A 22,775-nucleotide genomic window follows, 5' to 3' on the forward strand; every position below is an offset into this window, starting at 1 on the left:
TTTGAAAGACGACTGAGCATGTCGCCAACTGCAGCGAGAGTAATTCTGCGCCCTTTTTTACCCTCGAGCGACAGTCAGGTGTCTTCTATTGTTCAGAGGGCAATGGCGCTTTCTGATGCCGAGGTCGCGACAGAACTGCACGACATCCGCAATGATTTTGCATTTCGCCATGCAGATTTCGAATCTTTGCTTGAAAAGCACTTTGAACTTGTTACCAGCCGTGTTAAGGTGGGTGTCGTGTCGCGCGCGAGACAGCTTCTCATCGGTGCGCTGTTCTCGGGCGAATATGCTCCAGAATCAGCAGCTCTTTTTAATCCATCGATTGTGCCGCATCCGGATCAATCGAACCTTGTTGACGGTGCTCTGCGCCTTGTCATGTCTTTGCGGGCTACCGGCGAAGGCCATATTTCTTCCGTTGAGTTTCGTACCGTTACGATTTTCGCTGACGGCGAAGCAACAGCTATACCTGCATCACCTTTCGCGAGTCTGCCAATTATCAAGAATAGCACAGAAGACGCGGCAGAGATCAGTTTTGGCGCTGAGGTGCAACTCGACGAACGCATTATTTTCCCGATGCTCAGCGTAGAGAGTAATGGCATTGAAGACGCCCGCTTTGTAAAATTTTCTGAGCCGGGTCTAGTTCCGCAATATTTTGCGACTTACACGGCCTATAACGGTCAGGCGATTACCCCGCGACTGATTCAGACAGATGACTTCGTCACGTTTCGCTCACTCGCACTTTTTGGCGCAGCGGTAAAGAATAAAGGTATGGCGCTTTTCCCGCGTAAGATCGGCGGCCGCTATGCAATGATATCCCGGCAAGATGATGAGAATCTGTTTCTCATGTATGCCGACAATATTCGTTACTGGGAGAACACGCATTTTCTTTATGGCCCGCGGCATGCATGGGAGCTAGTAAAAACTGGCAATTGCGGTTCGCCGATAGAAACTGCAAAAGGCTGGCTCGTGATCACGCACGGCGTCGGGCCGATGCGTACTTATTGCCTCGGTGCGATGTTACTCGATCTGGATAATCCGCTGAAAATTATCGGCATTCTCAAAGAACCTCTTATCTTTCCCGAAGGTCGTGATCGAGAGGGTTATGTGCCCAACGTCGTTTACAGCTGTGGCTCACTCGTGCACGCGGGTCGGCTTGTGCTGGCATACGGTCTCAGCGATAGCATGTCAGTGATTGCCACAACGAATCTCAGTGATTTGCTCGATCTACTGCTTGCGAATGGCCCATAATCTTTTGAGCTTCTGAATCCCCTTTACACCAAAGCCGATTTCTGCAGACCTGTGCCATGTCACAAGAATACGAAGGTACCTGCCTCTGCGGTGCGGTAAAATACAATGTCAAGGGGCCGTTCATTCGGTTCTTTTTCTGCCATTGCTCACGCTGCCGCCGCGCGAGCGGCACCGAACATGCGGCGAATATCTTCACCCGCGCGGCGAACGTGGTTTTCACTCAGGGCGAAGAAAAAATCAAGCGCTTTGACCTGCCCGAGGCAGAACAATTTTCCCGGGCGTTCTGCACTATCTGCGGCTCGCCCGTGCCCTATGTCAGCCGCGATGGCAAAGTGAGTGTCGTGCCTGCGGGCTCGCTCACGCACTTCAACGAGCGCAAGGTCGACGCCAACGTGCATTGGGATAGCCGGGCCGACTGGTATGAAGAGGCGTTGACTGCCCCACGCAAGACAGAAGAAGATCTGAAACGAAAGTAACAGCTAAAAGGAAAAACGGTAGGCCGCGCCGAGGCCTACCCAGAGTGAGGCGTTAAAGGCGCTCGTCTCTTTTTGCAGATAGCCGCCAAATTGGGTCTGTGTAATCAGTTTCAGCGCAAACGCGTCGAATTCAAACCGCAGGCCCGCCGAAAAAGTAAAGTAGGGTGAATAAAAATTTGTGGCGAACTTGTAGTCGAGGCTGTCGTCTTCATCCAGAACGGCCAGCGCGATAATAAGGGCCGTGTAAAAATCGACGCCGATAGCCGCCTCAGCTGCGATATGGTCGGTGAATGGAAACAAGAATCCGAGGTGAAAATCGGGCCGGTATTCCGATGCACCCCGCAAATAAAGCGACATCTGGTTAGTGCCGACGTAAACATTGTTATCGAAAAAATAGTTGAGCACGACCCCCGAGAAGTTGGCATTTTCATCGGGAGCGGCCACCTGGTAGCGCTCGACGCCGATCTCGAATGATTCGCGCCCATAACTCTTTTCAGCAAAGAGGGGCATTTGGCTGAATGACAAAAGAGTCATCAGAGCTAAGGTTGCCACGCGGCGAGAACGAAACATCGTCGAGGCCTTCAGCACTTTAGCCCTGTTCCCAAACGCAGCCGAACCGTCGTGCCATAAAGACCTGGCTTATAAGGGTAATTTTCGAGGTAACGTGAGAAATCCGCCCTGAGCATCTTGCCCATCGGCCTGCCGCAGGCTTTGGCGACCACGAGATTGCGAATCGTCGGTTCGCCGGTGAGAGAAATGCTGAGTTCAAAGTCAGCGTAGATTGTGGTGCAAGTGCCGCAGTTCAGGCGAAGATTTTGCCGCTTCAGAATTCTCGGGTATTCGCTGCGCAGAAACTTTTCGCGCACTTCCCGCCACAGCTGCCTTTCGGGCATCCCCTTTGCATAATCGGGCTGGTACGGTGCCTCAATGATGCCCGCGGGGTCGGCCGCGAGCGGTGCGCGGCAGGCGAGAATCAACAACAGCAGTGGCAGGTGGCGAGGTATGCCCAATTATCCCCACGCGTTCTCGTACAGCCGCAGCGCGTCTGTTTCAGTGATTTCTCTTGGGTTATTGACGAGCAGGCGCTGCTGCAGCATTGCCTCTTTGGCCAGCATCGGCAGATCGGCGCGGGGTACGTTTAGCTGCCGCAGTGACTGCTCGATACCCGTAGCCGCGCAGAGTTCTGCGATTGCGGTGATGAAAGTCTCTGCTGATGCCGGCAGCGCCTTGGCAGAATGCAATGAGGCGCAGAGCTCTGCGTAAGGCGCTGGCGCCGTCTCGGCATTAAACCGCAGCACATGCGCCAGCATCAGCGAATTCGAAAGTCCATGCGAGATATGGTAATGCCCGCCCAGTGGGTATGCCAGAGCATGCACAGCCGCTACCGGCGCGTTGGCAAACGCCTGGCCCGCGAGCATCGCGCCGTAAAGCATCGCTGAACGCGCTTCGAGGTTCGTGCCATCTTGAACGGCAGTGATCAGATGCGCAGACAAGAGCCGCAGCGCCTCGCGCGCAAGCAGGTCTGAATATTGATTCTTCTTGTGCCGGCTTGTGTATGCCTCGATTGCATGCACCATCGCGTCGATGCCGGTTGCTGCAGTCACCGGCGGCGGCAGACCGAGCGTCAGTTCTCCGTCGAGCAGCGCAACGTCGGGCAATAGTTGTGGCGACACGATACCTGTCTTGGTCGTTTCGCCGGTGGTGATAATTGCAATCTGTGTTACCTCAGAACCGGTGCCTGCAGTCGTTGGCACTTGAATGAGCGGCAGGCGGGCACCCCGCACATTGCCGATGCCATAAATTTCGCCGATTTGCTGCTGCGACGGCACGAGCGTCGCAATCACCTTCGCGACATCCATCGAGCTGCCGCCGCCGAAACCGATGACACCGTCGATTCTGAGCGCCCGCGCCTTCGTCACCGCTTCGAGCACCATGCCTTCTGGCGGGTCGGCGACGACGTTGTATTCGACGACAAAATCGACATCGGCCATTTTCAGTGCATCGGTTGCACGCGTATGTAATGAGGATTCAAAAATGCCACGATCCGTCACGAGTAGAGCGCGTTTGACGCCGAGTTCACGCGCCAGCGCGCCAAGGCGGTTCACCGACCCCGGTTCTGCAACAATGCGTCGTGTGGTTTGAAAATCCACCGTGACTTTTCTATTCTGATTTCTTGCGCGTAAATGCGCCGATCAGCGTCGTCACGGCAGCGATGCCAAACGAAAACAAAAACGGACGAATTTCGTTTTCACTCGCGCGGCCGTTGGTGAATTCAGGAAGCATATAGGTTGCCGCAGTTGCGGCAGTGAATAAGCCACCAAGGATAAAGAGCAGTTTCTGATTCATGGCTATGCGTTCGGCGTTACACGTGCGATGTCAAGCGCGTTCACCCAAATCAGATGCAACTGTAGAGACGCCTGTGAAGGGCGTCTCTACGGAAGAATTTCAAATGATTGACTGTGGCACATGTGCTAAAAATATTTGCCTATGAAAAGATTAATTGTTCTCTTTGCTGTTTTGATAGCCGCCAGCGTGACGGCAATTCTTGCCGATGACATCACGGCATACCACATCGCCCAAGGCCAAGAAGTCACCTTCAATAAATCGGGAATAGCGCATATTCTCACCAATGACGGCTGGGTTGCGATTAACCGTAAAAAGAGAGTGCTCTACAAGCCTTTCATCTATGACAACGGCCCCGACTATGTGCAAGAAGGGCTATTGCGTTTCGTCGAAAATGGCAAGATGGGCTTTGTGAACGAAGCCGGTAAGAAAGTCATCAAGGCGCAGTTTGATTTCGTGTTTCCGTTCGAGAAAGGCAGGGCGCGCTTTTGTAACGGTTGCCAAACTATTCAAGACGGCGAACACAGCAGGCTCGACGAAAAAACCGGAACCTGGGGCGAAGTCGACAAAAAAGGTAAGGTATTTCGACAGAAACGGTGACGCCTATGGCGTCACCGTTTCTGTCATCTTCAGATTCTTTGTGGTGAGTCCCTTGCCGTCGGGTCGCCAACCCGGTCTTGCAAAAAGAAATCCTACTACATCTTTAAGGCTGCGCGACGTATGCAAGTCTTTCAGAACTTTAATCCATTCGTGAAACGCGATCTTGAATGGGTTGTTTGACTTTACCTGCGTGATCAATCCATAGCGGCAAGGGTCTTTTTCGTCTTCGGCGACGAATGTGCCGAACATACGGTCGAAGATGATCACAACGCCGCCATAGTTGCAGTCGAGGTATTGCGCGTTGGTTGAATGGTGCACGCGGTGGTGTGACGGGGTGTTGAAGAAATATTCGAACCAACCGAGCTTGGGTATCAGTTCAGTGTGCAGCCAGAACTGGTAGAGCAGGTTGATGCCGAGCATCATGAAGACGATCTTGGCATCGTAGCCGAGCACGATGAGCGGTGCGAAAAAGAAGTAGCTGCCGGTAATGTGGCCTGTCCAGCCAAGGCGATAGGCCGCTGAAAAATTCAGGTGTTCGGGCGAATGGTGCACTGCATGCGTGGCCCAAAACCAGCGCACCTCATGGCTCGCGCGGTGAAACCAATAATAGCAAAATTCGAGCCCCCAAAAGAGCCCGACCCAATGGTACCATTTATCCATGGTGAATCGCCACGGGCGAATTGTCTCAAACCAAAGAAAGAGACCGCCTGTTACCATAGTTGCGAGCACGACACTGGTGCGGTAGCCGACCGCAACGCCGATCGAAGCGGCGCTCTCTTTCCACGCGAAGTCACGTTTTGTGAGCCGCCGGTAAATCAGCGCCTCGACGAGCGCCAGAATGAGCAGCACGGGAAAGGCATAGACGAGAAATTTCTGTTTTTCCATCGTTCAGCCTAACACATTTTTTTCTGCTTCGCTACACGATTATCACCAAAGCCTTGACGATTTCAAAATTGTGAATACATTTTGCCCCATATTCACTCTTTTTGCAGCATTTCAGCCAGCGCAAGCATGGTGTTCCAGTTGCGTGCTGTCCCCGTGACATTGAGCTGCCTTTCAATAACGTTCAGATTCAACTTGCTTTTGCCAGAGCCATTAGGGTAGATGAGGTAGAGCTCGCATCCCTTCAGGGCAAATTCTTCGCCACTGCGGCAATATGCCCTGAGCGCGGTTTCCGGCGCCGAAGTTGCAGTTTCGCTTAGCAGGGTAACAAACATGAATTTTGCAGGAACTTCTGCGCGCTTCAGAAAGGGGTTGGATTTCAGAATCTTCTGCCACTCCGCTGCGTTACGAATTATCACGCTCACATCAAAACCAAAGGCCTTTTTGATGCCGGCCTCGAGCGCTGCTGAAAGTTTACCCGCATTCCGCTCGGGCGACGAAAAAACAACATTGCCGCTCTGGATATAAGTTTCAACGTCTTGTAGCTTCATTTTCTCAAACACCGCCTTCAGGTCGGTCATTTTGATTTTCTTCTGGCCACTGACGTTAATGCCACGAAGTAATGAGATGTAGCGCATTTGCCCTCTTTGTCGCTTAGAAAACCGCCTGAGCGAGCGCACCGGCGCCCAAAACACCGATACAGATATCAATGCTCAGAACTTCAATGTCGAAGCGAATGGACTGCCTTTGGATATTTTCGCCATTGGGTTTCATTTCGCTCTGGTTCTGATTGCTCAATCGGTTCGACTTATCTGTATTTCTGCTGAATCAACCGCTGCAGGTAAGGTAAAAATTCTTTAAACACCATACCGAATTCGCGCCGCGCTTTGTCATTGCGGTAAAATGAATAACGACTCGAGGCCCGCACCATTTCACCGGTAAAGGGGGGCTCTTTGCCGAAGACACTGAAGCCTTTTTCGGCAATACCCGCTACGACCGAAGTCACGCCTTCGACTAGTGGTATCGCCGGCGCAGGTACATTCAGCTCCGAGGCGATGAATTCAAACAGCGCGCGGTACGTCAGGTTTTCTGCTCCCAGAATATAACACTCCCCAGGTCTGCCTTTTCGGTACGCCATGATATGCCCCTCGACGACGTCTTCGAGTGCAACGCAGTTCGTGCCGCCCGTGGGGTATGCCGGCATTTGTTTGGCGCGAATAAGCTCAATGTATCGGTTCGCATTCATGCCCGCGGCACCCGCGCCCCCGAAAACCGTGCCGGGATTCACAATCGTCGCAGGCAATGCCGAAGTCCGTACCATATCGATGACCAGATTCTGCGCTTCATGTTTTGTCTCCATGTAGCTCACGTCGAGCGGCCCCCAATTGTAGGGGGTTGTCTCGTCGCCGACTTCGGTTTCAGACCGCGCATAGCCGAAAGTGTTTATCGTGCTCGTATAAACAATTTTCGGCACGGCGAGGCGCAGCGCCGTGCGCATAACATTGCGTGTGCCCTCAACGTTAACGAGCCTCTGCCATTCGCGCTTGCCTTTCCAAAAACCGACGATCGCAGCGACATGAAAGACCGCATCGACACCGCGCATCGCGCGTTCGACATCTTGTTCAACCAAAATGTCGCCTTCAACGTATTCGCAGAAAAGGTCACCCTTACGCACATCGAGAATGCGTACGCGATGCCCGTCATTCTGCAGCCGCTCGGCCAGCGCGCGGCCGAGATAGCCGGTACCCCCCGTAACGAGGCACTGCATCAACGAGGTACCTCGCGGCCGTTCATGGGCGCCATGGGGGGGGGCGGTGCGCAGAATGTAAAGCGGCTTTCATCAGTTGTCGTGCGCGCGCCGGCGGTATTCGCCGGGTGAAATGCCGGTGGCTTCTTTAAACGCCCGGTTGAAGGGGGCAGGCGAAGGGTAGCCCAGATCGAGCGCCAGGTGAATCAGCGGGTAGGCAGAGTTCTCGGGCGCTTCGAGAAACTTCTTCGCGGCCCGCATGCGGTAGAAGTTCAGATATTCATTGAAATTGCGGTAACCGAGACCGTTGTTGATCGCCCGGCGCAGTTTGTATTCCTGCACGCCGAGTTTGGTCGCCAGCGCCGTGACAGTCAGACCCTCGGTGCGAAAGAGCTCATCGGTTTCCATTGCAGCGAGCGCTTTCGCCACGATAGTCTGGTCTGCATCGCTCATAGCAGAGGCGGATTTTTCACGTGCTGTGAACATGTCGCGCCACAGCACATCACCCCACGTCACGGTAACCAGCGCGCCGCCAAATATGACACCCAGAGAAATCATGTCAGAGATCGATCCGAAATTGAGTGGCCTGAGAACAGCGGCCGAAAGCAGAGCGTGCACGATAATCACTGCCGTGCCCACAAGCACGTAGGCCCGAAGGCGGCGCCGCGGCTCAACCAGGTCGTTGCGGTTTGTGCGCAGAACAACTGCGAGCGCATGGAAGACGAACGCCAGAGTGTAGAAGAAATTTGGCAAAAGCCTCGGCAGCTCTTCAGCGCTGTAACCTGCGAATACGTTGGTGAGCGGACGATCGTAAGCAATGCAACCGGCGACGATAAATTTGCCGGCGATCGCCAGAATGTGCCACCAGCGCAAGCGAAAGCGATCTTCAAACAGAACGTTTGCCGTGAGCCAGAAAAACACCGGCTGTGCCACAATGAGTGCAAGTAGGGTGATGCGCAGTGCACGCGGCATCGGCGAGCTGTTCAACAGCCAGCTCACCAGATAAGCCTGGCTGCAAAGCACAAGCCCAAAAGCATAGCCCCCGCGCGCAGTCGGCAAAGATGGCGCGAGCCTGAGCAGCATCACTGTCAGCAGCGTGATGCTGGCGATGAGCAGCGTGGGCTGGTAGCTCTCAGGCAAAATAATCGCGCCAGTACCTGGTCAGAAACAGATTCTGCGGGTCGTGCTTGCGGCGCAGCTTGACGAAGTCATCCCAGCGCGGGTATTGCTGGCGCATATATTCACGGCCCGTATCGGAATCTGCGGGAGGCAGAAATTTGCCCCAGTGGGGCCGAAAGCCAAACGGCTTCAAAAGTTTCCAGAACTGCGGATAAAAAGTTTTCGCAGGGTTACCGGCATTGCGGGCAAACCAGAAAACGTCGATACGCACGACGTTTTGGTTGTACGCGGGGCTGAGCCAGAATCTGCTGCGCTTGGCTGCATAAATTTCGCAGGCGTATGTGCCAGTGGCTGAGAGACCGTTTTTTTCATAGTGTTGCAGCAGAGCGTTCATCACTGCTTCGGTCTTCTCTATGGGTATCCAGAGTTCGGTGAATTCGGTTGGCATCAGATTGTCGCGCATCTGGTTATCCATCGGCAGCGAATTGTAATAGTGATCCCAGAACTTTTGCGGCCCTGGGGGCTTGGCGTCGGCGTCATTCACGACGAACAGATTGAGAACCTTGGTGAGAATCCAGCTGAGGTGCTTGTTGAGAAAACGGCCGAGTGCGCCGAGTTTCGACAGGTTGCCAATCAGCGTGTAGAAGAGGCTTGCTCCGATTTCGGCCAGCAGGGTGTTTTCACCCAGTTCGAGGTAGGGCTTGGGCTTGAATGGGTTTTTGCCCGGGCCGTTCGGTGGGTTTGTTTCTTTATTATAATCGCTCCTGGTCATACGTCTAGCCTGCCAGACGACTGCTTTGCGTACACCTTTCTGAGGCCACCACATCATGCGCATATACTCGGTGTCGGTCATAAACTTTTGCAGTGAGGGTCGCGCTTTGTCACCCTTGCCGAACAGATCGATCGCAGCGCCCGTATCATACGTGGTCGCTTCTTGGCCGACAATATCGTATTTCGGTACGCATTGGAATGTGACGGTTGAAATGACTCCCAGTAATCCCATGGAAACACCCACGGCGTTAAATAGGTCTATGTTGCGGTCACGACTTGCAGTCTGAATTTCACCGTTGCCGTCGATAAAGCGAAAGGCGTAGATGGCGTCGTCGATTGAGTACTTTACAGATCCGCCTGATGAGCCGGTCATCAGAAAACCAGCAACGGTCTGGTGAGTAATGCCGCCGAGATCAGGCAGCGCCCAACCCATCGCATCCAGTTTATAGAGCAGGCTGCGTTCCCAGATTGCTTTTTGTGCCGGGTCGAACGGGTCGGCCCCGAGGTGGCAACCCGCCTGAACTTCAACGCGGCGCGTTTTGGGGTCGACAGCAACGATTTCGTCGTAATCACTCATGTAGAGGTTCATTTCGTTGCCGGCCTTCAACCAGGTTTTGAATTTGTCGGTAAAAATTGCCTTGTCGACGGAATGCGCAGAGCCGCGTACCCGTACCTGCATTTTTTTCGTGCGCGCCTGATTCACGGCCGCGAGTATATCGTCTTCGCTTGCGATGATCGTGAATACTTTGAGTTCGTCGAGTCGCAGAAGCGCGAATAAGAAGAGAAGCCAGACCGTAGCGAACACCGCTGCACCGCCATACCCCCAACCGTTAAATACTCCCGTATATGCGGCATAGGCGAGCACACAAGCCGAGATGCCGTCAACAACCAGGCTTCCATAGAGAAAACTCTTGCGCACGGCGTTGTCAGTCGTGTTGGCCGAACCGAGAAAAAAGATGCCATTCATGACTAGCATACCGCCATAGAGGCGCATTAGTACCAGAGCATCATCGCCGGCCGGTGAGCCCAGAAACTGTAATATGTTTCTGCCGAAGAAGAAAAAAAGCGGACCCAGAACGATGGTCAAAATACCGTCAAGAATCAGAACTGTGCGTACCTGCATCGGCGAATGTTGGCTAAGCGCTGCCATTGTCGACCAGATTTCGCAGCGTTGCAAAACAACCTTTAGAATAACTTGACGCAGGGCTCATGAATTTGCTTTTACGTGAATGCCGCGTGCCATGCGACTTGTACCGAGCCTTCTTCTCGCCGTTTTGCCGCTCTCTGCGGTCGCCGAAAACGGACGCCTGCATCTCGGGGGCGACAGACAGGTTGAACATGCCATCGGCAAATGGAGGTTTCAGCCTGCAGATAAGCCCGAATATAGCCGGGCCGATTTAGCCGACTCTGAATGGCCACAAATTCCCGTTCAGAACGAATGGCGAATGCATGGTTTTGATTATGCCGGCAATGCATGGTATCGCCTGCATTTTACCATTGGTCAGCCTTTGCAGGGTTCAGATCTGGCGTTGATTCTTGCCCCAATCGCATCGGCGAGCGAGGTCTATTGTAATGGCAAACTGATCGGTTCGAAGGGTACCGTAGACGCATCTGGAAACATATTGCGGCCCTCTGAGCAACTCTCGCTCTACTTTATACCGTCCGATTTGCTGCGCCCGAAGGGCGATAATACCCTGGCAATTCGCGTTGTGGGTTATAACGGTGTGGGCGGCATGTTCGGCAACGACTGGGTCTATCTCGGTCGCGCCGACCGTGTACACGAGCGGTTTATGCTACTCGTAATTATTCCCGGTTTCATGGCCGCGGCTTTTCTGATTATGGCGCTTTACCATTTTATACTTCTCTACGCCCGCAAATCAAAAGAATATGCCTATTTCGCGATGCTCTGCGTCGCGATTGCCGGCAGCCTGCTTGGCATGAACGGCATTGGGTATTGGCTCGCCGACAGCTTTCATGTAAACCAGATGCTGATACACCTGATCGTCGGCTTTTTTCCAATTGCGATGGCGGGGTATATTCGCGAATATTTCGATATTCAGAAAAGCAGGGTGCTGCAGGCGCTCAGCATCGCAGGTTATCTTCTGCTATCTGCAGTCTCGCTTCACCTCGTAATCAAGCCGCTTGTTGCAATTTACATCAAGTATATTCTCCCGGTTGGCATGCTCTTCATCATGCTCAGTTTACTGGCTTTCATCGGATACACCATTCGCGGTATCAGAGCCAAAATGCCTGGGGCCAGGTTGCTCGCTGCCGGCTTTGCCGTTTTGAGTTTCGGGCTCGCCAACGACATGCTGCAATACCTGAGCCTGCCGGTTTCGGTCAAATTTGCCGATATTGGCTTTCTCACTGTGGTTGTCTGCATGGCGTCAGCGATGGCGATAAAAATTCAGCGGGTCTACGTAGAGAAGGAGCATGCGCAGGCGATTCTCGTTGAGACGATGCGCAATGCAGATAAGCTCAAAGACGACTTTCTCGCGAATACGTCCCACGAACTGCGAACGCCGCTTTTCGGCATCATAGGCCTCAGCGAGTCGCTTTTGAACGAGCCTGCGCTTTCTGAGCGCGCGCAAGAGAACATTGGCCTGATTCTGGCGAGCAGCAATCGTCTGGCGCGCCTCGTCGATGATATTCTCGATATGTCGAAGCTCAAGAACCGTGATATTATTCTGGCGAAAAGGCCTGTTAGCCTTTTTCAGGCAGTCGACATCGTCTTCAAAATCATTCAGCCGATGGTGGGCCAAAAAGAGATAGTACTGCAGAATCTGGTGCCCCGTAACCTAACGCCGGTTTGGGCCGATGAAAACAGGTTGCAGCAAATTCTGCATAATCTGATCGGCAATGCAATTAAGTTCACGCAGCGGGGGTATGTGCGCGTCGATGCCAGAGCGCAGGGTAACAATGCCTTCATTTCAGTCATCGACAGCGGCATCGGTATTGAGACGACTAAACTCGAAACGATCTTTAATGCCTTCGAACAGGCAGAGGCTTCGATCGAACGGCAATACGGCGGCACCGGTCTCGGTCTTACGATCACCAAGCGCCTGGTCGAATTGCACGGTGGATTAATGAGCGTCACGTCAGAACCGGGGCATGGGGCCATGTTCTCCTTTTCGCTGCCGCTCGCAGACTCGAGCCTAATCGCAGATACTGCCAATGAACCGTTACCCGGTGCGCTCAGGGAGCACAGCGAGCTTTCAGTCAAAGAGGCTACTGGGCTGCTGAAGCGTGACTATCTGCCCACCGATGGTCTCCAGGTACTCATTGCAGACGACGAACCGGTGAATATACGCCTGTTGACGCAGGTGCTCGAAGAGATCGGAATTCAGCCTCGCACAGCAAGTGACGGTGAATCAGCACTTGAGCTCATGCAAAGCCAGGAAAAATGGGACCTCATTCTGCTCGATGTCATGATGCCTGGTATGAACGGTTTTCGTGTCTGCGAAAGAATTCGTGAGCGCTGGTCGGCAACCGAATTACCGGTGATATTTCTCACTGCACGCGGTAGCAGCACAGACCTCGTGAAAGGTTTTTCGCTCGGCGCGAACGACTATCTGCCAAAGCCAGTCGCGCGCGAAGAAATAATTGCACGCATTCAAACGCAGCTCTCGCTGGTGAAGGCGAGGCTCGAGCTGATGCAGCTGAATGATATTCGCAAAGAACTCGAACTCGCGCAGCGTATTCAGAGGGCCTCGCTGCCTGAAAGTCTGCCGCAAAGTCCCTACTGGAAGGTGGCGGTTGATTTTGAACCGATGGCACTCATTGGCGGTGATTTCTATTCATTCTTGCACATCGACGCGCGCCATCTGGGGGTGTTTGTTGCGGATGTTTCAGGCCATGGAATACCCGCCGCGTTGATCGCTTCGATGCTAAGTATCTCGATCAACCTGCAGCGCCCGGTGGCCGATCACCCCGATCAGGTACTCGAAAGTATCAATGGTATTGTGCACAGGCAGCTTGAGGGTAATTTTGTTACAAGCTGCTACGCTTACCTTGATCTCGAACAGGGCATCGTTTCCACCGCAAGCGCCGGGCACCCGCCGCTGATTCTTTTGCACCGCCAGTCGGGCGTCATCGAACGGTTAAAACCCTCGGGAAAAGTGCATGGCATTTATCCAGAAGTAACCTACCAGATTGCTAGAACGAACATCGGGCGGGGCGACCGCGTGGTGCTCTATTCAGACGGCGTGACCGAGGCAGGTAGCTCAGGCCCCGAACTCTACGGACAAGAGCGCTTTGAAGCATTTATTCAGAATCACGTCGAACTGGCGGCGACTGACCTGTGTAAGGCATTGCGTGACAATATTACGGCATTTACTGGCACGCCCGTGAACTATGAGGATGACTTCACCCTGATCGTGGTCGACGTCGTTTAGAATGCATATGACTGTAAAGGCGCGGGTTCTGCTGCTTGCAGTCATGAGTCTGATCGTGTCTTCTTTACCCCACCACGCCGCTGAATGGGAAGATAAGCCGAAATACCATTACCTACCCGACGCCAAACCCACTCTGCTGCCGGGTTACAAGGGCAAGGCGCTGTTGCAACTGCGCAAAAGCCTTCTGCCTGAACGCAGCATCATTGAGATCGAACCCGCGCTCGAAAATCGCATCACGGCTGGGCGTGGCACGCTGCTCAAGATTGCTGTAAATGCGTTTGCCGATGAGCGTGGTCGCCCGGTTGCCGCCCGTGTGCGGTTGACGATCACCGAAGTGATCGATCCACTCGATTTTGTCGGTGCGGGTGTTGACCTGACGTACACGAACGATCAGGGCAATCTCGAATTCTTCAAATCAGCCGGCATGTTCAAAGTCGACGCCGAAACGGTCGCGGGCCAGCGAGTGCAGATGGCTGCAGGTAAAAAAATCGAGGTGCAGTTTCCGAATATTGAACGCGGCGACGATTTCTGGGTCTACCGACACAACAAAGACAAGCAATGGAAGTTGCACGGCCACAACCAGTCGTTTCAGGGCGAGGGACCATTTCGCGTCGGCACGCGGGTTTACCAGATCGACGCACTCAACACCTGGTTTAATTTCGACAAACCCGTGCCCGAGGCGACCTGCGCAAAAGGCAGCGTGAAACGCAAAGACGGTAATCAGGTTGCGGCCTTTGCTATCTATTCTGTCGGCGTCAGCTACAAAGGGGCTTTTGCCCGTCATGTGAATAAAAGCTCCTCCTTTAAAGTTAATGTGCATAAATCGGCGCAGGCGCGCTTTCTCGTTCTCGACAACACCGGTGCAGTGGGTATTACACCGGTAATACGCACGAGCGACAAAACCGGTTTTGATCAGGCCGAAGAAGGAGCGAAAAATTTCTGTCAGAACATCGGTGAAATTGAGATCGCCCCTGTACCAGCTGATATTTTGTCAGATAAGACCAAACTCTCCAATTACCTCGGTCTGCCTGTCTCAGAATTTTCCGTCGATTATCAAACCCCCGCGTCGGATAAGCGCTGATTTTTCAGTCGCCGCTGCACATGTGGGGCCGTCGCTGGTCTATGGAATCGCACACCACCGAAATATCTCAATACGACGTGATCTTTATTGGCTCAGGCATTGGCTCGCTTGCCGCAGCCAGCCTTTTGGCGCAGTGGGAGAAAAAACGCTGCCTGATTATTGAGAAACACTGGCAGGCAGGTGGATACACCCATGCTTTCAAAAGAAAAAAGAAATACGTGTGGGATGTCGGTCTGCACTACGTCGGGCAGGTTGCCGAGGGCGAGCAGATACGCCGCGTGTTCGATGTCATTACGCAGGGCAAGCTTCAATGGAATCGCATGCCCGATGCCTTCGACAAGTTTGTTTATCCGGGAAAAACGTTTGATCACCGCACCGGGATAGAAAACTACCGTGCCGATCTCGAGGCGATGTTCCCCGCAGAGAAAGACAATATCGCGGGCTACTTCCAGGACGTCGATGATGTGCTCATCTGGTTCCAGCGCAATGAGATGGGCAAGAATCTGCCGATGCTGCTCAAGTGGCTGGTGCCGCTGATCAAGAAAGAAAATCCGTACGCGCTGATGACCACGCGCGACTACCTGGCGCAGCGCTTCGACGACGAGAAGCTGCGCGCAATCGTTGCGAGCCAGTGGGGCGACTACGGCCTGCCGCCGTCGCAGAGTGCGTTCTGTATACACGCGATTTTGGTGAACCATTTCTTTAACGGCGCGGCATACCCCGTCGGTTCGGCCGAAGCGATTGCCGAAAATATCATTCCGATTATTGAAGCAGCCGGCGGTAAGGTGATCACGAGCCACGCAGTTGAAGAAATCATTGTTGAGAACGGTAAGGCCACCGGTGTGCGCGTGAAGAACCTGCGCCCGGCTGCCGCACAGACGGCGTCCGTGCCGGCGGCATCCCCTGCGGCCGTCGTGACCGCTGGCTCTGAAGGAGTTACCGATGCCACGTCAGAGATCAGCGCGCCGATCATTATCTCCTGCGCGGGTGCATACAACACTTACGTGAAATTGCTCAAGACAGAAGAGACGGCAGACTTCAAGCAGCGGATTGTCGACTTTAACAAGAGAAATCCCCCTGTTTCACACATCAGCGTGTACCTCGCGCTCAAAGAATCACCCGCAAAGCTGGGGCTCAAAGGCGAGAACCACTGGATCTATGACTCGTGGGATCATGAAGAGACGTTCAGGCGGGGTACGTCGTGGGTAAAGGCAGGGCGTCCACCGATGGCTTACCTGTCGACGCCGTCTCTCAAGGACCCCAAGGCTGAGGGGCACACGGCTGAAATCATCAGCTTCGCGCCTTATGGAGAGTATGCAGAGTGGAAAGAACAGCCATGGCATAAGCGTGACGAGGCATACAAGGCGCTCAAAGAGAACGCTGCGCAGCTTTTGATTGCCTATGTCAGCGAACGGGTGCCCGGTTTTGCAGACCTGGTCGATTTTTACGAGATCTCAACGCCGATTACGACCGAGTACATGACGAGCCACGACCAGGGTGCGATTTACGGGCTCGCCTGTGTGCCCGAGCGCTTTGACATCGACAAGTCGCCGTGGTGCCAGGTGCACACGCCGGTGAAGAACCTGTACCTAACAGGTGCAGATTCGACGTCGCTGGGCATTGCCGGTGCAATGATGGGTGGGGTTGCGACCTGTGCGCACATCATGAAACCGTGGCATCTGCCGAAGCTGTTGAAACTCGTTTAGGGCAAAGTCCTAAACGAGTTTCCGTTCTGTCACCCGGTGCCGTGACGGTCGTTCATGAAAGAATTTGACCTCGCCATTATCGGCGGCGGGCCGGCGGGCTACGTCGCTGCGGTACGCGCCTCGCAGCTCAAGATGAGCGTTGCGATCATCGAAAAACGCGCGACCCTCGGCGGTACCTGCCTCAACGTCGGTTGCATTCCCTCGAAGGCGCTGCTCGATTCGTCTGAGCACTACGAAAGCGCGCACAAGCGCTTCGCCGAGCATGGCATACAGGCGGCGGAGATCAAAATGGACGTCGCGCAGATGATGAAGCGCAAGGACAAGATCGTCGCCGAGGTCTGCGCCGGCGTCGACTTCTTAATGAAGAAGAACAAGGTGGAGCGCTTTCTTGGGTTTGGTTCACTCGTCTCCGCCAGCGAAGTAAAAATATCGAACCCTTCGACAGGCTCAGGGCAAGCTCCCGCAGACAAGTCAGAGCAGACCATCAAGGCGAAGAAGATCATAATCGCGACCGGCTCAGTACCGATTGAGCTCCCCACTGTACCAGTCGATGGCAAGGCAATCATTACCTCTGACCACGCGATTGCGCTCACCAAAGTGCCCAAGCACATGGTCGTGATCGGTGCCGGCGTTATCGGGTTGGAGCTCGGCAGCGTATGGCGCAGGCTCGGCAGCAAGGTGACTGTCGTCGAAGCTCTGCCGCGGCTGTTCGGCACAGCTGACCGGCAGGGCTCGAATCTTGCGCAGCGCATTCTCGAGCAGCAGGGCATCGAGTTCTTGTTTGAGCATAAAGTCGAAAAAGCGGAAGCGAAAGGAAAGGGTGCCGTGGTAACAGTGAAAGCTCCCACTGGCGAAAGCAAGGCAATCGAAGCCGACGTCGTGCTGTGCGCGATCGGCCGCAAGCCGTACCTCGAAGGTTTAGGCCTCGACAAGGTCGGCGTCAAGCTCACTGAGCGCGGCCGCATTGATGTGGATTTCCATAACTGGCAGACCTCGGTGCCGGGTGTCTATGCCATAGGCGACTGCATCAACGGCCCGATGCTCGCGCACAAGGCGATGGAAGAGGGCGTTGCAGTCGTTGAAGTCATGGCCGGCCAGGCAGGCCACGTCAACTACGACGTGATTCCCGGCGTGGTCTACACGCACCCCGAGGTCGCATGGGTCGGCCTCGGCGAAGAGGAACTCAAAGAGAAGGGCATTGAATACAACGTGGGCCGGTCATTCTTCAAACCGAACGGCCGCGCGAAGGCGATGATGGAAGGCGACGGCCAGCTGAAGATTCTGGCAGACAAGAAGACCGACCGCATTCTAGGCGCGTTCTGCGTCGGTGCACAGGCCGCTCAGCTCATTGCAGAACTCACGCTCGCGATGGAATTCGGCGCGTCATCAGAAGACGTCGCCCGCACCTGCCACGCACACCCAACGCTGTCTGAGATTGTGAAAGATGCGGCGGAGAGTGCTGGGGGCTGGGCGATACACCAATAATTTGCCGTGATTGTCCCCACCCCGGCCTTCGGCCACCCCTCCCCGCAAGCGGGGAGGGGCCGCGGGAGAGGACCCACCCCGAAATCTCATTGCCACACCAGCTCCGCCGGGGTGGCCTGCCCCATGAAAACCTTAACGCTTACCGTACTCTTCGCATTCGTTACTTCGCTCCACGCCTCCCCGCTCTCTGACGCGCTCAAGGCCGTCGCCGAAAAATGTACTGTTGATCTGCGCTATGCTTCAATTAGCGCTTGCCCCAATGGTGAAGACAAGGCAGTCGAAAAAATACTCGAAAAAGATGGTACCGCAAAATCACTGCTCGATGTCGCCAACGCCTTCAACTCTAAAGATGCAAAGCTCTCGGCCACAGCGACGAGTTATCTCTATAAAATGAAAGACCGTTTGGGCGACATGATTAAGAACCCGAAGCTGGTGAACGGCAAAGCAGTCGATACGCTGATCAAGGGGCTGGCTCAAAACAAAACGTACGTGTCGTCATATGCCTCGCAGATCACGACGGTGCTCGCGACACTCACGAAAAAAGACGCGGCGCTCTTCAAGGTGCTCGACAGCCACCCTGAAAATGTGACGCGCAACGATGGCTACAAGTGGTCGATGTACCAGGGCCGCCTGCGCGTGTTCGACCGCATCAAGAAGGCATCGGCTGACACCAAGAAAGAATACCTTGCTCACGCGGCGTTTAGCGCGCCCGAGTACATGTACAACTACACAGATAAAGAAAAGAAAGTCATCTGCGAGTGGCAGAAGAAGAATCTCGAGCACGAAAATGCGCGTTATGGTGGGTTAGCGGCGCGAACGCTGGTTCTGCGCTGTATGGGTGCTTATATAGACGATGTGCTGACCAAAGCCGAAGCGCTGCATGCAGAAGGCAAACTGGAAGGTAGTCCCTTCAAAGAGTCGCTCACCAACTTCACGTTTAGCTGCAAAGAATACATGGGCAGCGCACCCACGGGTTCGCCCGAGCAGTGTGCACGCCGCGCCGCGTTGGTGGGCCAGTAATGGCGAGACACCGCAGAACAATAGCATGTGCGAAGCACATGCTATTGTTCTGCAATAACTCTCATCCGGCGGTAGCCGGGTGAAAATCTACGGCATGTCTTCTTCGGGCAACTGCCACAAAGTGCGGTTGCTTATTGATTATCTGAAAATCCCCCACGAGTGGATTGAAACCGACCCACGGTATGGCGCGACCAAAACTGCCGAGTTCAGGCAAATGAACCCGAACGCCCACGTACCGGTTGTGCAGCTCGAAGACCGTACCTATCTGCCCGAATCGAATGCCATACTTTACTATCTTGCGCAGGGCAGTTCGTTCTGGCCCGCAGATAAACTTTCGCAGGCGCGCGTGCTGCAATGGATGTTCTTTGAGCAGTACGACCACGAGCCGCGCATCGCCGTCAACCGCAGTATCCAGAGTATCACCAACACGCTGGCAGAGCGCCGTGCAGAGCACGAAGCGAATTTACCCAAGGGCTATCGCGCGCTCGGTGTCATGGAAGATCATCTTAGGACAAATGAATGGTTCGGTGCAGAGCAGGTCTCGATTGCCGACATTGCGCTCTATGCCTACACGCACGTCGCCGACGAGGGTGGTTTTTCTTTGGCGGATTTTCCCCGCATACGCGCCTGGCTCGGCAGAATGGAAGCTATTCCCGGACACACCAGAATGCGTTTATAGAGACGCAACAAATCGCATCTCTACAAACGCAACTGCTCGAGGTCTCGCAAAATGATCTGAATCTCTTCCCGGGCCTCGACGGGAAAAATCGAAATACTTTCTGGGTAATCTGCATTGACGAAATACCAATCGAGCGCTGCGGTGACACACTGGTTTTTGAGCGGGTACAGGTAGAGAGTGCCAATGCGGTAAACCGGCGCTGGCTCGAGCTTCTGCGTCAGAATCTGCCGGGTCTTGAGAAATTCGGCCGCAGCCTCGCCTTTAGGTCCCTTGACCTTGGCGCATTCTTCAAGGGAATAGTCGGCGCATTCCCGTTTGATGTTCAGACGCGTACCAGCTTCATCTATACCCGCGCGAATATTCTGATAAAGTCTGAGCCTTTGTCTCACGATCGCCGCATCATCGTGCCGTTCGACACGAAAGTTGATGCGGCATTCGCGACTTGTACCTTCTTTTTTCGAGCGAGCCAGCAGCACGGGTTTAGACTGCGTCAGATAATCCTCGCGCGCAACCGCCAGCAAGTAGACCGGTGCCAGCCTGCGCAGAGTCAGGGCCTTTTCGTCGGCAGAGAATTTCCAGCCGGGGGGCAATTGGCGGTTGAAGAACGCTTCGATGCTCTTTTGATTGGCGCTCAGGTGTCTTTGGCGGTACCGTTCGCCGACAGCTGATGTCTGCTGCTCGCTTTCTGGTTGACTTGGCAGCGGGGCGGCAAAGCCTAAGACTATGCAGACTGCAGCAGCGAAGCCGATACTCTCGCACCTATATATCCTCATCATGATGATAGCCTTGCCCTCGCTCGCCGCGCAGAGTACGGTCAAGCCCAAAACAACAGCTGCCCCAGCCCCGGCCGCCAAGAAAACTGCCACCGGTTCAGAGGCCAAGAGCGATAAACCTGCAGAAGGTGATAAGAGCGGGGCGAAAGAGGTTACGTACCTCGATCTGGTGCACGCACGCGAAAAGGCCTTGAAACTCAAAGACGATAACATGCGCGATATTCAGCTGCTGAACACGCTGCAGGCGTCGCTGCCCGAAGCTGTTGATAAGGGTGCATCAGACGGTATAGCGACAGAATATAAAGACGCGTTGAAGCTCATCTATCGCATGGAATACGTCGGCGCCGAAAAGACGCTGCGTACAAATCGCGAGAATATTGCCGCTGCAATGGGCAAAGCGAGCGAAGCGTTTCGCAAGAAAACGACAGAAATGCTGAACGAGAGCGCCGACCGTATGGCCGATCTCGATATGGCAGCCGATAACAGCGGCAGCGCCGAGTCGATTCGCATGGCGGGTGTCGTACAGCGCAACCAGCATCGCCTTTCAGTCGGATATCAGCAGCTAACGATGGCGGCGAACGCAGAAAAACACCGTCGCTATGCCGAAGCGCTGTCGCATTACCGCCTGGCGCGCCTGCACGCAATCTACCTGAAAATTGAGCTCGCTAAAGACGAGAACGAAAAGAATGAACTGCGTAAACAATTTCGTAGCGAACTCGACGACCGTGGGGCAGCTAAAGAAGAGAAAAAAGAGCCGGCCCCCAAGTAGCAGTGCATGGCGAAGCGCGTCGTACTCGTTGATGATGATCCCGTATTGCTCGCGCTGTCAGAGAGCATATTAAGCACCGAATACGAGGTGCAGTCTTTTACCAGCCCCGAAAGTGCTCTTTTTGCAGTGGCTGCCGAAGTGCCTGACCTGATTGTCTCTGACGTCGTGATGCCGCTGATGTCGGGCTATGAGTTCTGTGAAAAAGTGCGCAAGATACCTGAGTGCGCAGATGTGCCGGTGCTATTGATATCCGCATATGGCGACCCGGTGCGCGCGGTCGAATCAGGGGCTGATGACTATTTATTGAAACCTTATCGCACCGAAGATCTGCTCGGTGCTGCGCGCGAGCTGATCGTCATTCGTTCACACGAAGCGCGCATGAATCTGAACCTGATCGGCCAGCAGCTCTTGATTGCCGGGCAAGAAAAGGCGATCGATGCGCATGCGCCAGACACGGTAACGGGGCTGCCGTCGCTCTACGCAACGATACCACAAATTCGTGCGGCGCTTGGCCCCGATTCGCACGTGCTGATCGTCTATCTCGACATCAGCCCGCTGCACGACCGCGACGAAATTTATGGCTGGAAGGCATTTGACCAGCTCTTGAAGGCCGTCGCAGAAATTTTACAGAAAATAGAGGGCTTCTTCATCTCGAACGATTATTTCATCACGATGAACCGTCCGCTGTCGAATTCGATTGTGATTGTGCAGATAGACCGTGAAGGCAAATACCGCAGCAACCCCGAAACGATGGAGATCATGATCAAGAGTCTGCAGACGAAACTCTTGAAAGAACTCGAGTATATTTTCAGCAATCGTACTCTGAAAGAGTTTGTATTGAACATCGGCTACGGTCAAATGTTCCACAAAACATCGTTGCCTTTCATTCGCTTGTTCTACCGGGCGCTGCGCGATGCAGAATGGACTGCGCACCGAAAAACAGAAGCGCAACATCTTGAGCTCAAGCGCGATTTCAGCACCTTTCTGCGGCACGGGCAGGTGAAGACCCTTTTTCAGCCCGTGTTCGGCGAACAGAACGGGCAATCTGTCATATTGGGCTATGAGGCGCTGAGCCGAGGCCCTGAGGGGCAGTCGCTCGAAAACCCCGAGATTCTCTACAATGTCGCGAAAGAGCTGGGGCAGACGGCTGCGCTCGACTTTAAATGTTTTCAGGCAGCGATCAGCAATGCCGCAAGCATGGCGCCCGGTCTGCTGCTCTTCGTCAATGTCGAGCCGCTTTCGATTCTGACGCCCGAATTCAAGTTCTTCTTGTTATCGCAGGATAAACCTTTTCCCGCCGACCGACTGGTGTTCGAAATTACCGAGCGTGAAATTATCGACAACTATGCGGAGTTCAACCGAAACCTGAATTTCTTTCGCCAGTTGGGCATTCGCATCGCCATTGACGATGCCGGCAGCGGTTATTCGAGCCTCAACCAGATTGCACGCATTAAACCCGACTACGTGAAGCTCGATGCACTTATGGTGCGCGACATCGACAGCGACAGATTCAAGCAAGATATCGTCGACGCGTTCGCAGCGTTTGCGCATAAGAACGGCATTATTATTCTTGCTGAGGGTGTCGAGACGCAGGCCGAGCTGGAGCACGTGAAGCGCGTCGGTGTCGATTATTGGCAGGGATACCATCTTGCCCGGCCGGCCCCTGAGTTTCTGTAGTTGTG

At 54.2% G+C, this 22,775-nt stretch carries 22 protein-coding genes; 11 read left to right on the forward strand and 11 right to left on the reverse strand.

The annotated features are described in order from the left end of the window. The first annotated feature begins 78 nt into the window (after positions 1-78). Together TURPA_RS12000 and TURPA_RS12005 are read left to right on the forward strand one after the other, a co-directional pair. Positions 79-1,248 carry a glycoside hydrolase family 130 protein gene (locus TURPA_RS12000; protein ID WP_217157563.1) on the forward strand — a complete coding sequence of 390 codons (1,170 nt, stop codon included), beginning with the start codon at positions 79-81 and terminating at the stop codon, positions 1,246-1,248. A 56-nt stretch (positions 1,249-1,304) separates the two neighbouring features. Then, complete coding sequence (locus TURPA_RS12005) at positions 1,305-1,724, forward strand: GFA family protein (RefSeq protein WP_014803573.1); 420 nt, start codon at positions 1,305-1,307, stop codon at positions 1,722-1,724. Positions 1,725-1,727: 3 nt separating this feature from the next. Here the strand turns inward: TURPA_RS12005 and TURPA_RS12010 are convergent, their stop codons facing one another. Genes TURPA_RS12010 through TURPA_RS12025 form a run of 4 tightly spaced genes read right to left on the reverse strand, consistent with a single transcriptional unit; the run spans position 1,728 to position 4,070 of the window. Continuing rightward, positions 1,728-2,276 carry a hypothetical protein gene (locus TURPA_RS12010; protein ID WP_157210478.1) on the reverse strand — a complete coding sequence of 183 codons (549 nt, stop codon included), beginning with the start codon at positions 2,274-2,276 and terminating at the stop codon, positions 1,728-1,730. Positions 2,277-2,305: 29 nt separating this feature from the next. Further along, positions 2,306-2,734, reverse strand: coding sequence for a hypothetical protein (locus tag TURPA_RS12015; protein WP_014803575.1), 429 nt, complete (start codon positions 2,732-2,734; stop codon positions 2,306-2,308). Then, complete coding sequence (locus tag TURPA_RS12020; protein WP_014803576.1) at positions 2,735-3,874, reverse strand: iron-containing alcohol dehydrogenase; 1,140 nt, start codon at positions 3,872-3,874, stop codon at positions 2,735-2,737. Positions 3,875-3,884: 10 nt separating this feature from the next. Next, positions 3,885-4,070: a hypothetical protein gene (locus TURPA_RS12025; RefSeq protein ID WP_014803577.1), complete on the reverse strand. Its 186-nt coding sequence runs from the start codon at positions 4,068-4,070 to the stop codon at positions 3,885-3,887. 141 nt (positions 4,071-4,211) lie between these two features. On the opposite strand from TURPA_RS12025, the gene TURPA_RS12030 reads away from it, so the two are divergent. Next, positions 4,212-4,667: a WG repeat-containing protein gene (locus TURPA_RS12030; RefSeq protein ID WP_014803578.1), complete on the forward strand. Its 456-nt coding sequence runs from the start codon at positions 4,212-4,214 to the stop codon at positions 4,665-4,667. Between the two features lie 3 nt (positions 4,668-4,670). Here TURPA_RS12030 and TURPA_RS12035 read toward each other — a convergent pair whose 3' ends face one another. The 6 genes from TURPA_RS12035 to TURPA_RS12055 form a co-directional block, all read right to left on the reverse strand. Further along, positions 4,671-5,552, reverse strand: a complete 882-nt coding sequence (locus TURPA_RS12035) for a sterol desaturase family protein (RefSeq protein WP_014803579.1) — start codon at positions 5,550-5,552, stop codon at positions 4,671-4,673. A 92-nt stretch (positions 5,553-5,644) separates the two neighbouring features. After that, positions 5,645-6,187, reverse strand: coding sequence for a DUF1697 domain-containing protein (locus tag TURPA_RS12040; RefSeq protein ID WP_014803580.1), 543 nt, complete (start codon positions 6,185-6,187; stop codon positions 5,645-5,647). A 16-nt stretch (positions 6,188-6,203) separates the two neighbouring features. After that, a complete protein-coding gene (locus TURPA_RS23445) occupies positions 6,204-6,347 on the reverse strand; it encodes a hypothetical protein (RefSeq protein WP_157210479.1) in 144 nt (47 codons plus the stop codon). Between the two features lie 10 nt (positions 6,348-6,357). Beyond that, a complete protein-coding gene (locus TURPA_RS12045) occupies positions 6,358-7,317 on the reverse strand; it encodes an NAD-dependent epimerase/dehydratase family protein (protein WP_014803582.1) in 960 nt (319 codons plus the stop codon). A gap of 72 nt (positions 7,318-7,389) precedes the next feature. Then, positions 7,390-8,436: an AraC family transcriptional regulator gene (locus TURPA_RS12050; protein ID WP_014803583.1), complete on the reverse strand. Its 1,047-nt coding sequence runs from the start codon at positions 8,434-8,436 to the stop codon at positions 7,390-7,392. After that, positions 8,429-10,336 carry a D-arabinono-1,4-lactone oxidase gene (locus tag TURPA_RS12055; RefSeq protein WP_041948496.1) on the reverse strand — a complete coding sequence of 636 codons (1,908 nt, stop codon included), beginning with the start codon at positions 10,334-10,336 and terminating at the stop codon, positions 8,429-8,431. The genes TURPA_RS12050 and TURPA_RS12055 overlap by 8 nt, the downstream gene beginning before the upstream one ends. A gap of 79 nt (positions 10,337-10,415) precedes the next feature. On the opposite strand from TURPA_RS12055, the gene TURPA_RS12060 reads away from it, so the two are divergent. From TURPA_RS12060 to TURPA_RS12085, 6 genes are all read left to right on the forward strand, one after another. Beyond that, on the forward strand, positions 10,416-13,580 hold the full coding sequence (locus TURPA_RS12060; protein ID WP_014803585.1) for a SpoIIE family protein phosphatase: 3,165 nt from the start codon (positions 10,416-10,418) through the stop codon (positions 13,578-13,580). A gap of 1 nt (position 13,581) precedes the next feature. Next, the gene (locus tag TURPA_RS12065; protein ID WP_014803586.1) at positions 13,582-14,661 is read left to right on the forward strand and encodes a hypothetical protein; all 1,080 of its coding nucleotides are present in this window, start codon (positions 13,582-13,584) and stop codon (positions 14,659-14,661) included. A gap of 41 nt (positions 14,662-14,702) precedes the next feature. After that, positions 14,703-16,367, forward strand: coding sequence for a phytoene desaturase family protein (locus TURPA_RS12070; protein WP_014803587.1), 1,665 nt, complete (start codon positions 14,703-14,705; stop codon positions 16,365-16,367). A 54-nt stretch (positions 16,368-16,421) separates the two neighbouring features. Then, entirely contained in the window at positions 16,422-17,852 is a 1,431-nt protein-coding gene (gene lpdA / locus TURPA_RS12075; protein WP_014803588.1) for a dihydrolipoyl dehydrogenase, read from the forward strand. 123 nt (positions 17,853-17,975) lie between these two features. Further along, a complete protein-coding gene (locus TURPA_RS12080) occupies positions 17,976-18,872 on the forward strand; it encodes a hypothetical protein (RefSeq protein WP_014803589.1) in 897 nt (298 codons plus the stop codon). Between the two features lie 79 nt (positions 18,873-18,951). Further along, positions 18,952-19,551, forward strand: a complete 600-nt coding sequence (locus TURPA_RS12085) for a glutathione S-transferase family protein (protein WP_157210480.1) — start codon at positions 18,952-18,954, stop codon at positions 19,549-19,551. A gap of 20 nt (positions 19,552-19,571) precedes the next feature. Here the strand turns inward: TURPA_RS12085 and TURPA_RS12090 are convergent, their stop codons facing one another. Next, positions 19,572-20,141 (reverse strand): hypothetical protein, encoded by a 570-nt coding sequence (locus TURPA_RS12090; RefSeq protein ID WP_041948497.1) that lies wholly within the window; start codon positions 20,139-20,141, stop codon positions 19,572-19,574. A gap of 133 nt (positions 20,142-20,274) precedes the next feature. On the opposite strand from TURPA_RS12090, the gene TURPA_RS12095 reads away from it, so the two are divergent. Further along, entirely contained in the window at positions 20,275-21,093 is an 819-nt protein-coding gene (locus tag TURPA_RS12095) for a hypothetical protein (protein ID WP_041948498.1), read from the forward strand. Positions 21,094-21,099: 6 nt separating this feature from the next. Next, positions 21,100-22,770 (forward strand): EAL domain-containing response regulator, encoded by a 1,671-nt coding sequence (locus TURPA_RS12100; protein ID WP_014803593.1) that lies wholly within the window; start codon positions 21,100-21,102, stop codon positions 22,768-22,770. The last annotated feature ends 5 nt before the right edge of the window (positions 22,771-22,775 follow it).

Source organism: Turneriella parva DSM 21527 (assembly GCF_000266885.1).
GTDB classification, from domain to species: domain Bacteria; phylum Spirochaetota; class Leptospiria; order Turneriellales; family Turneriellaceae; genus Turneriella; species Turneriella parva.

What these genes read in the sequence shown, in the direction of transcription:
- TURPA_RS12005 (WP_014803573.1), top strand. Translation starts at nt 1,305, where the DNA reads ATGTCACAAGAATACGAAGGTACCTGCCTCTGCGGTGCGGTAAAATAC.
- TURPA_RS12025 (WP_014803577.1), bottom strand. Translation starts at nt 4,070, where the DNA reads ATGAATCAGAAACTGCTCTTTATCCTTGGTGGCTTATTCACTGCCGCA.
- TURPA_RS12030 (WP_014803578.1), top strand. Translation starts at nt 4,212, where the DNA reads ATGAAAAGATTAATTGTTCTCTTTGCTGTTTTGATAGCCGCCAGCGTG.
- TURPA_RS12035 (WP_014803579.1), bottom strand. Translation starts at nt 5,552, where the DNA reads ATGGAAAAACAGAAATTTCTCGTCTATGCCTTTCCCGTGCTGCTCATT.
- TURPA_RS12040 (WP_014803580.1), bottom strand. Translation starts at nt 6,187, where the DNA reads ATGCGCTACATCTCATTACTTCGTGGCATTAACGTCAGTGGCCAGAAG.
- TURPA_RS12045 (WP_014803582.1), bottom strand. Translation starts at nt 7,317, where the DNA reads ATGCAGTGCCTCGTTACGGGGGGTACCGGCTATCTCGGCCGCGCGCTG.
- TURPA_RS12055 (WP_041948496.1), bottom strand. Translation starts at nt 10,336, where the DNA reads ATGGCAGCGCTTAGCCAACATTCGCCGATGCAGGTACGCACAGTTCTG.
- TURPA_RS12060 (WP_014803585.1), top strand. Translation starts at nt 10,416, where the DNA reads ATGCCGCGTGCCATGCGACTTGTACCGAGCCTTCTTCTCGCCGTTTTG.
- TURPA_RS12065 (WP_014803586.1), top strand. Translation starts at nt 13,582, where the DNA reads ATGCATATGACTGTAAAGGCGCGGGTTCTGCTGCTTGCAGTCATGAGT.
- TURPA_RS12070 (WP_014803587.1), top strand. Translation starts at nt 14,703, where the DNA reads ATGGAATCGCACACCACCGAAATATCTCAATACGACGTGATCTTTATT.
- lpdA (WP_014803588.1), top strand. Translation starts at nt 16,422, where the DNA reads ATGAAAGAATTTGACCTCGCCATTATCGGCGGCGGGCCGGCGGGCTAC.
- TURPA_RS12080 (WP_014803589.1), top strand. Translation starts at nt 17,976, where the DNA reads ATGAAAACCTTAACGCTTACCGTACTCTTCGCATTCGTTACTTCGCTC.
- TURPA_RS12095 (WP_041948498.1), top strand. Translation starts at nt 20,275, where the DNA reads ATGCAGACTGCAGCAGCGAAGCCGATACTCTCGCACCTATATATCCTC.
- TURPA_RS12100 (WP_014803593.1), top strand. Translation starts at nt 21,100, where the DNA reads ATGGCGAAGCGCGTCGTACTCGTTGATGATGATCCCGTATTGCTCGCG.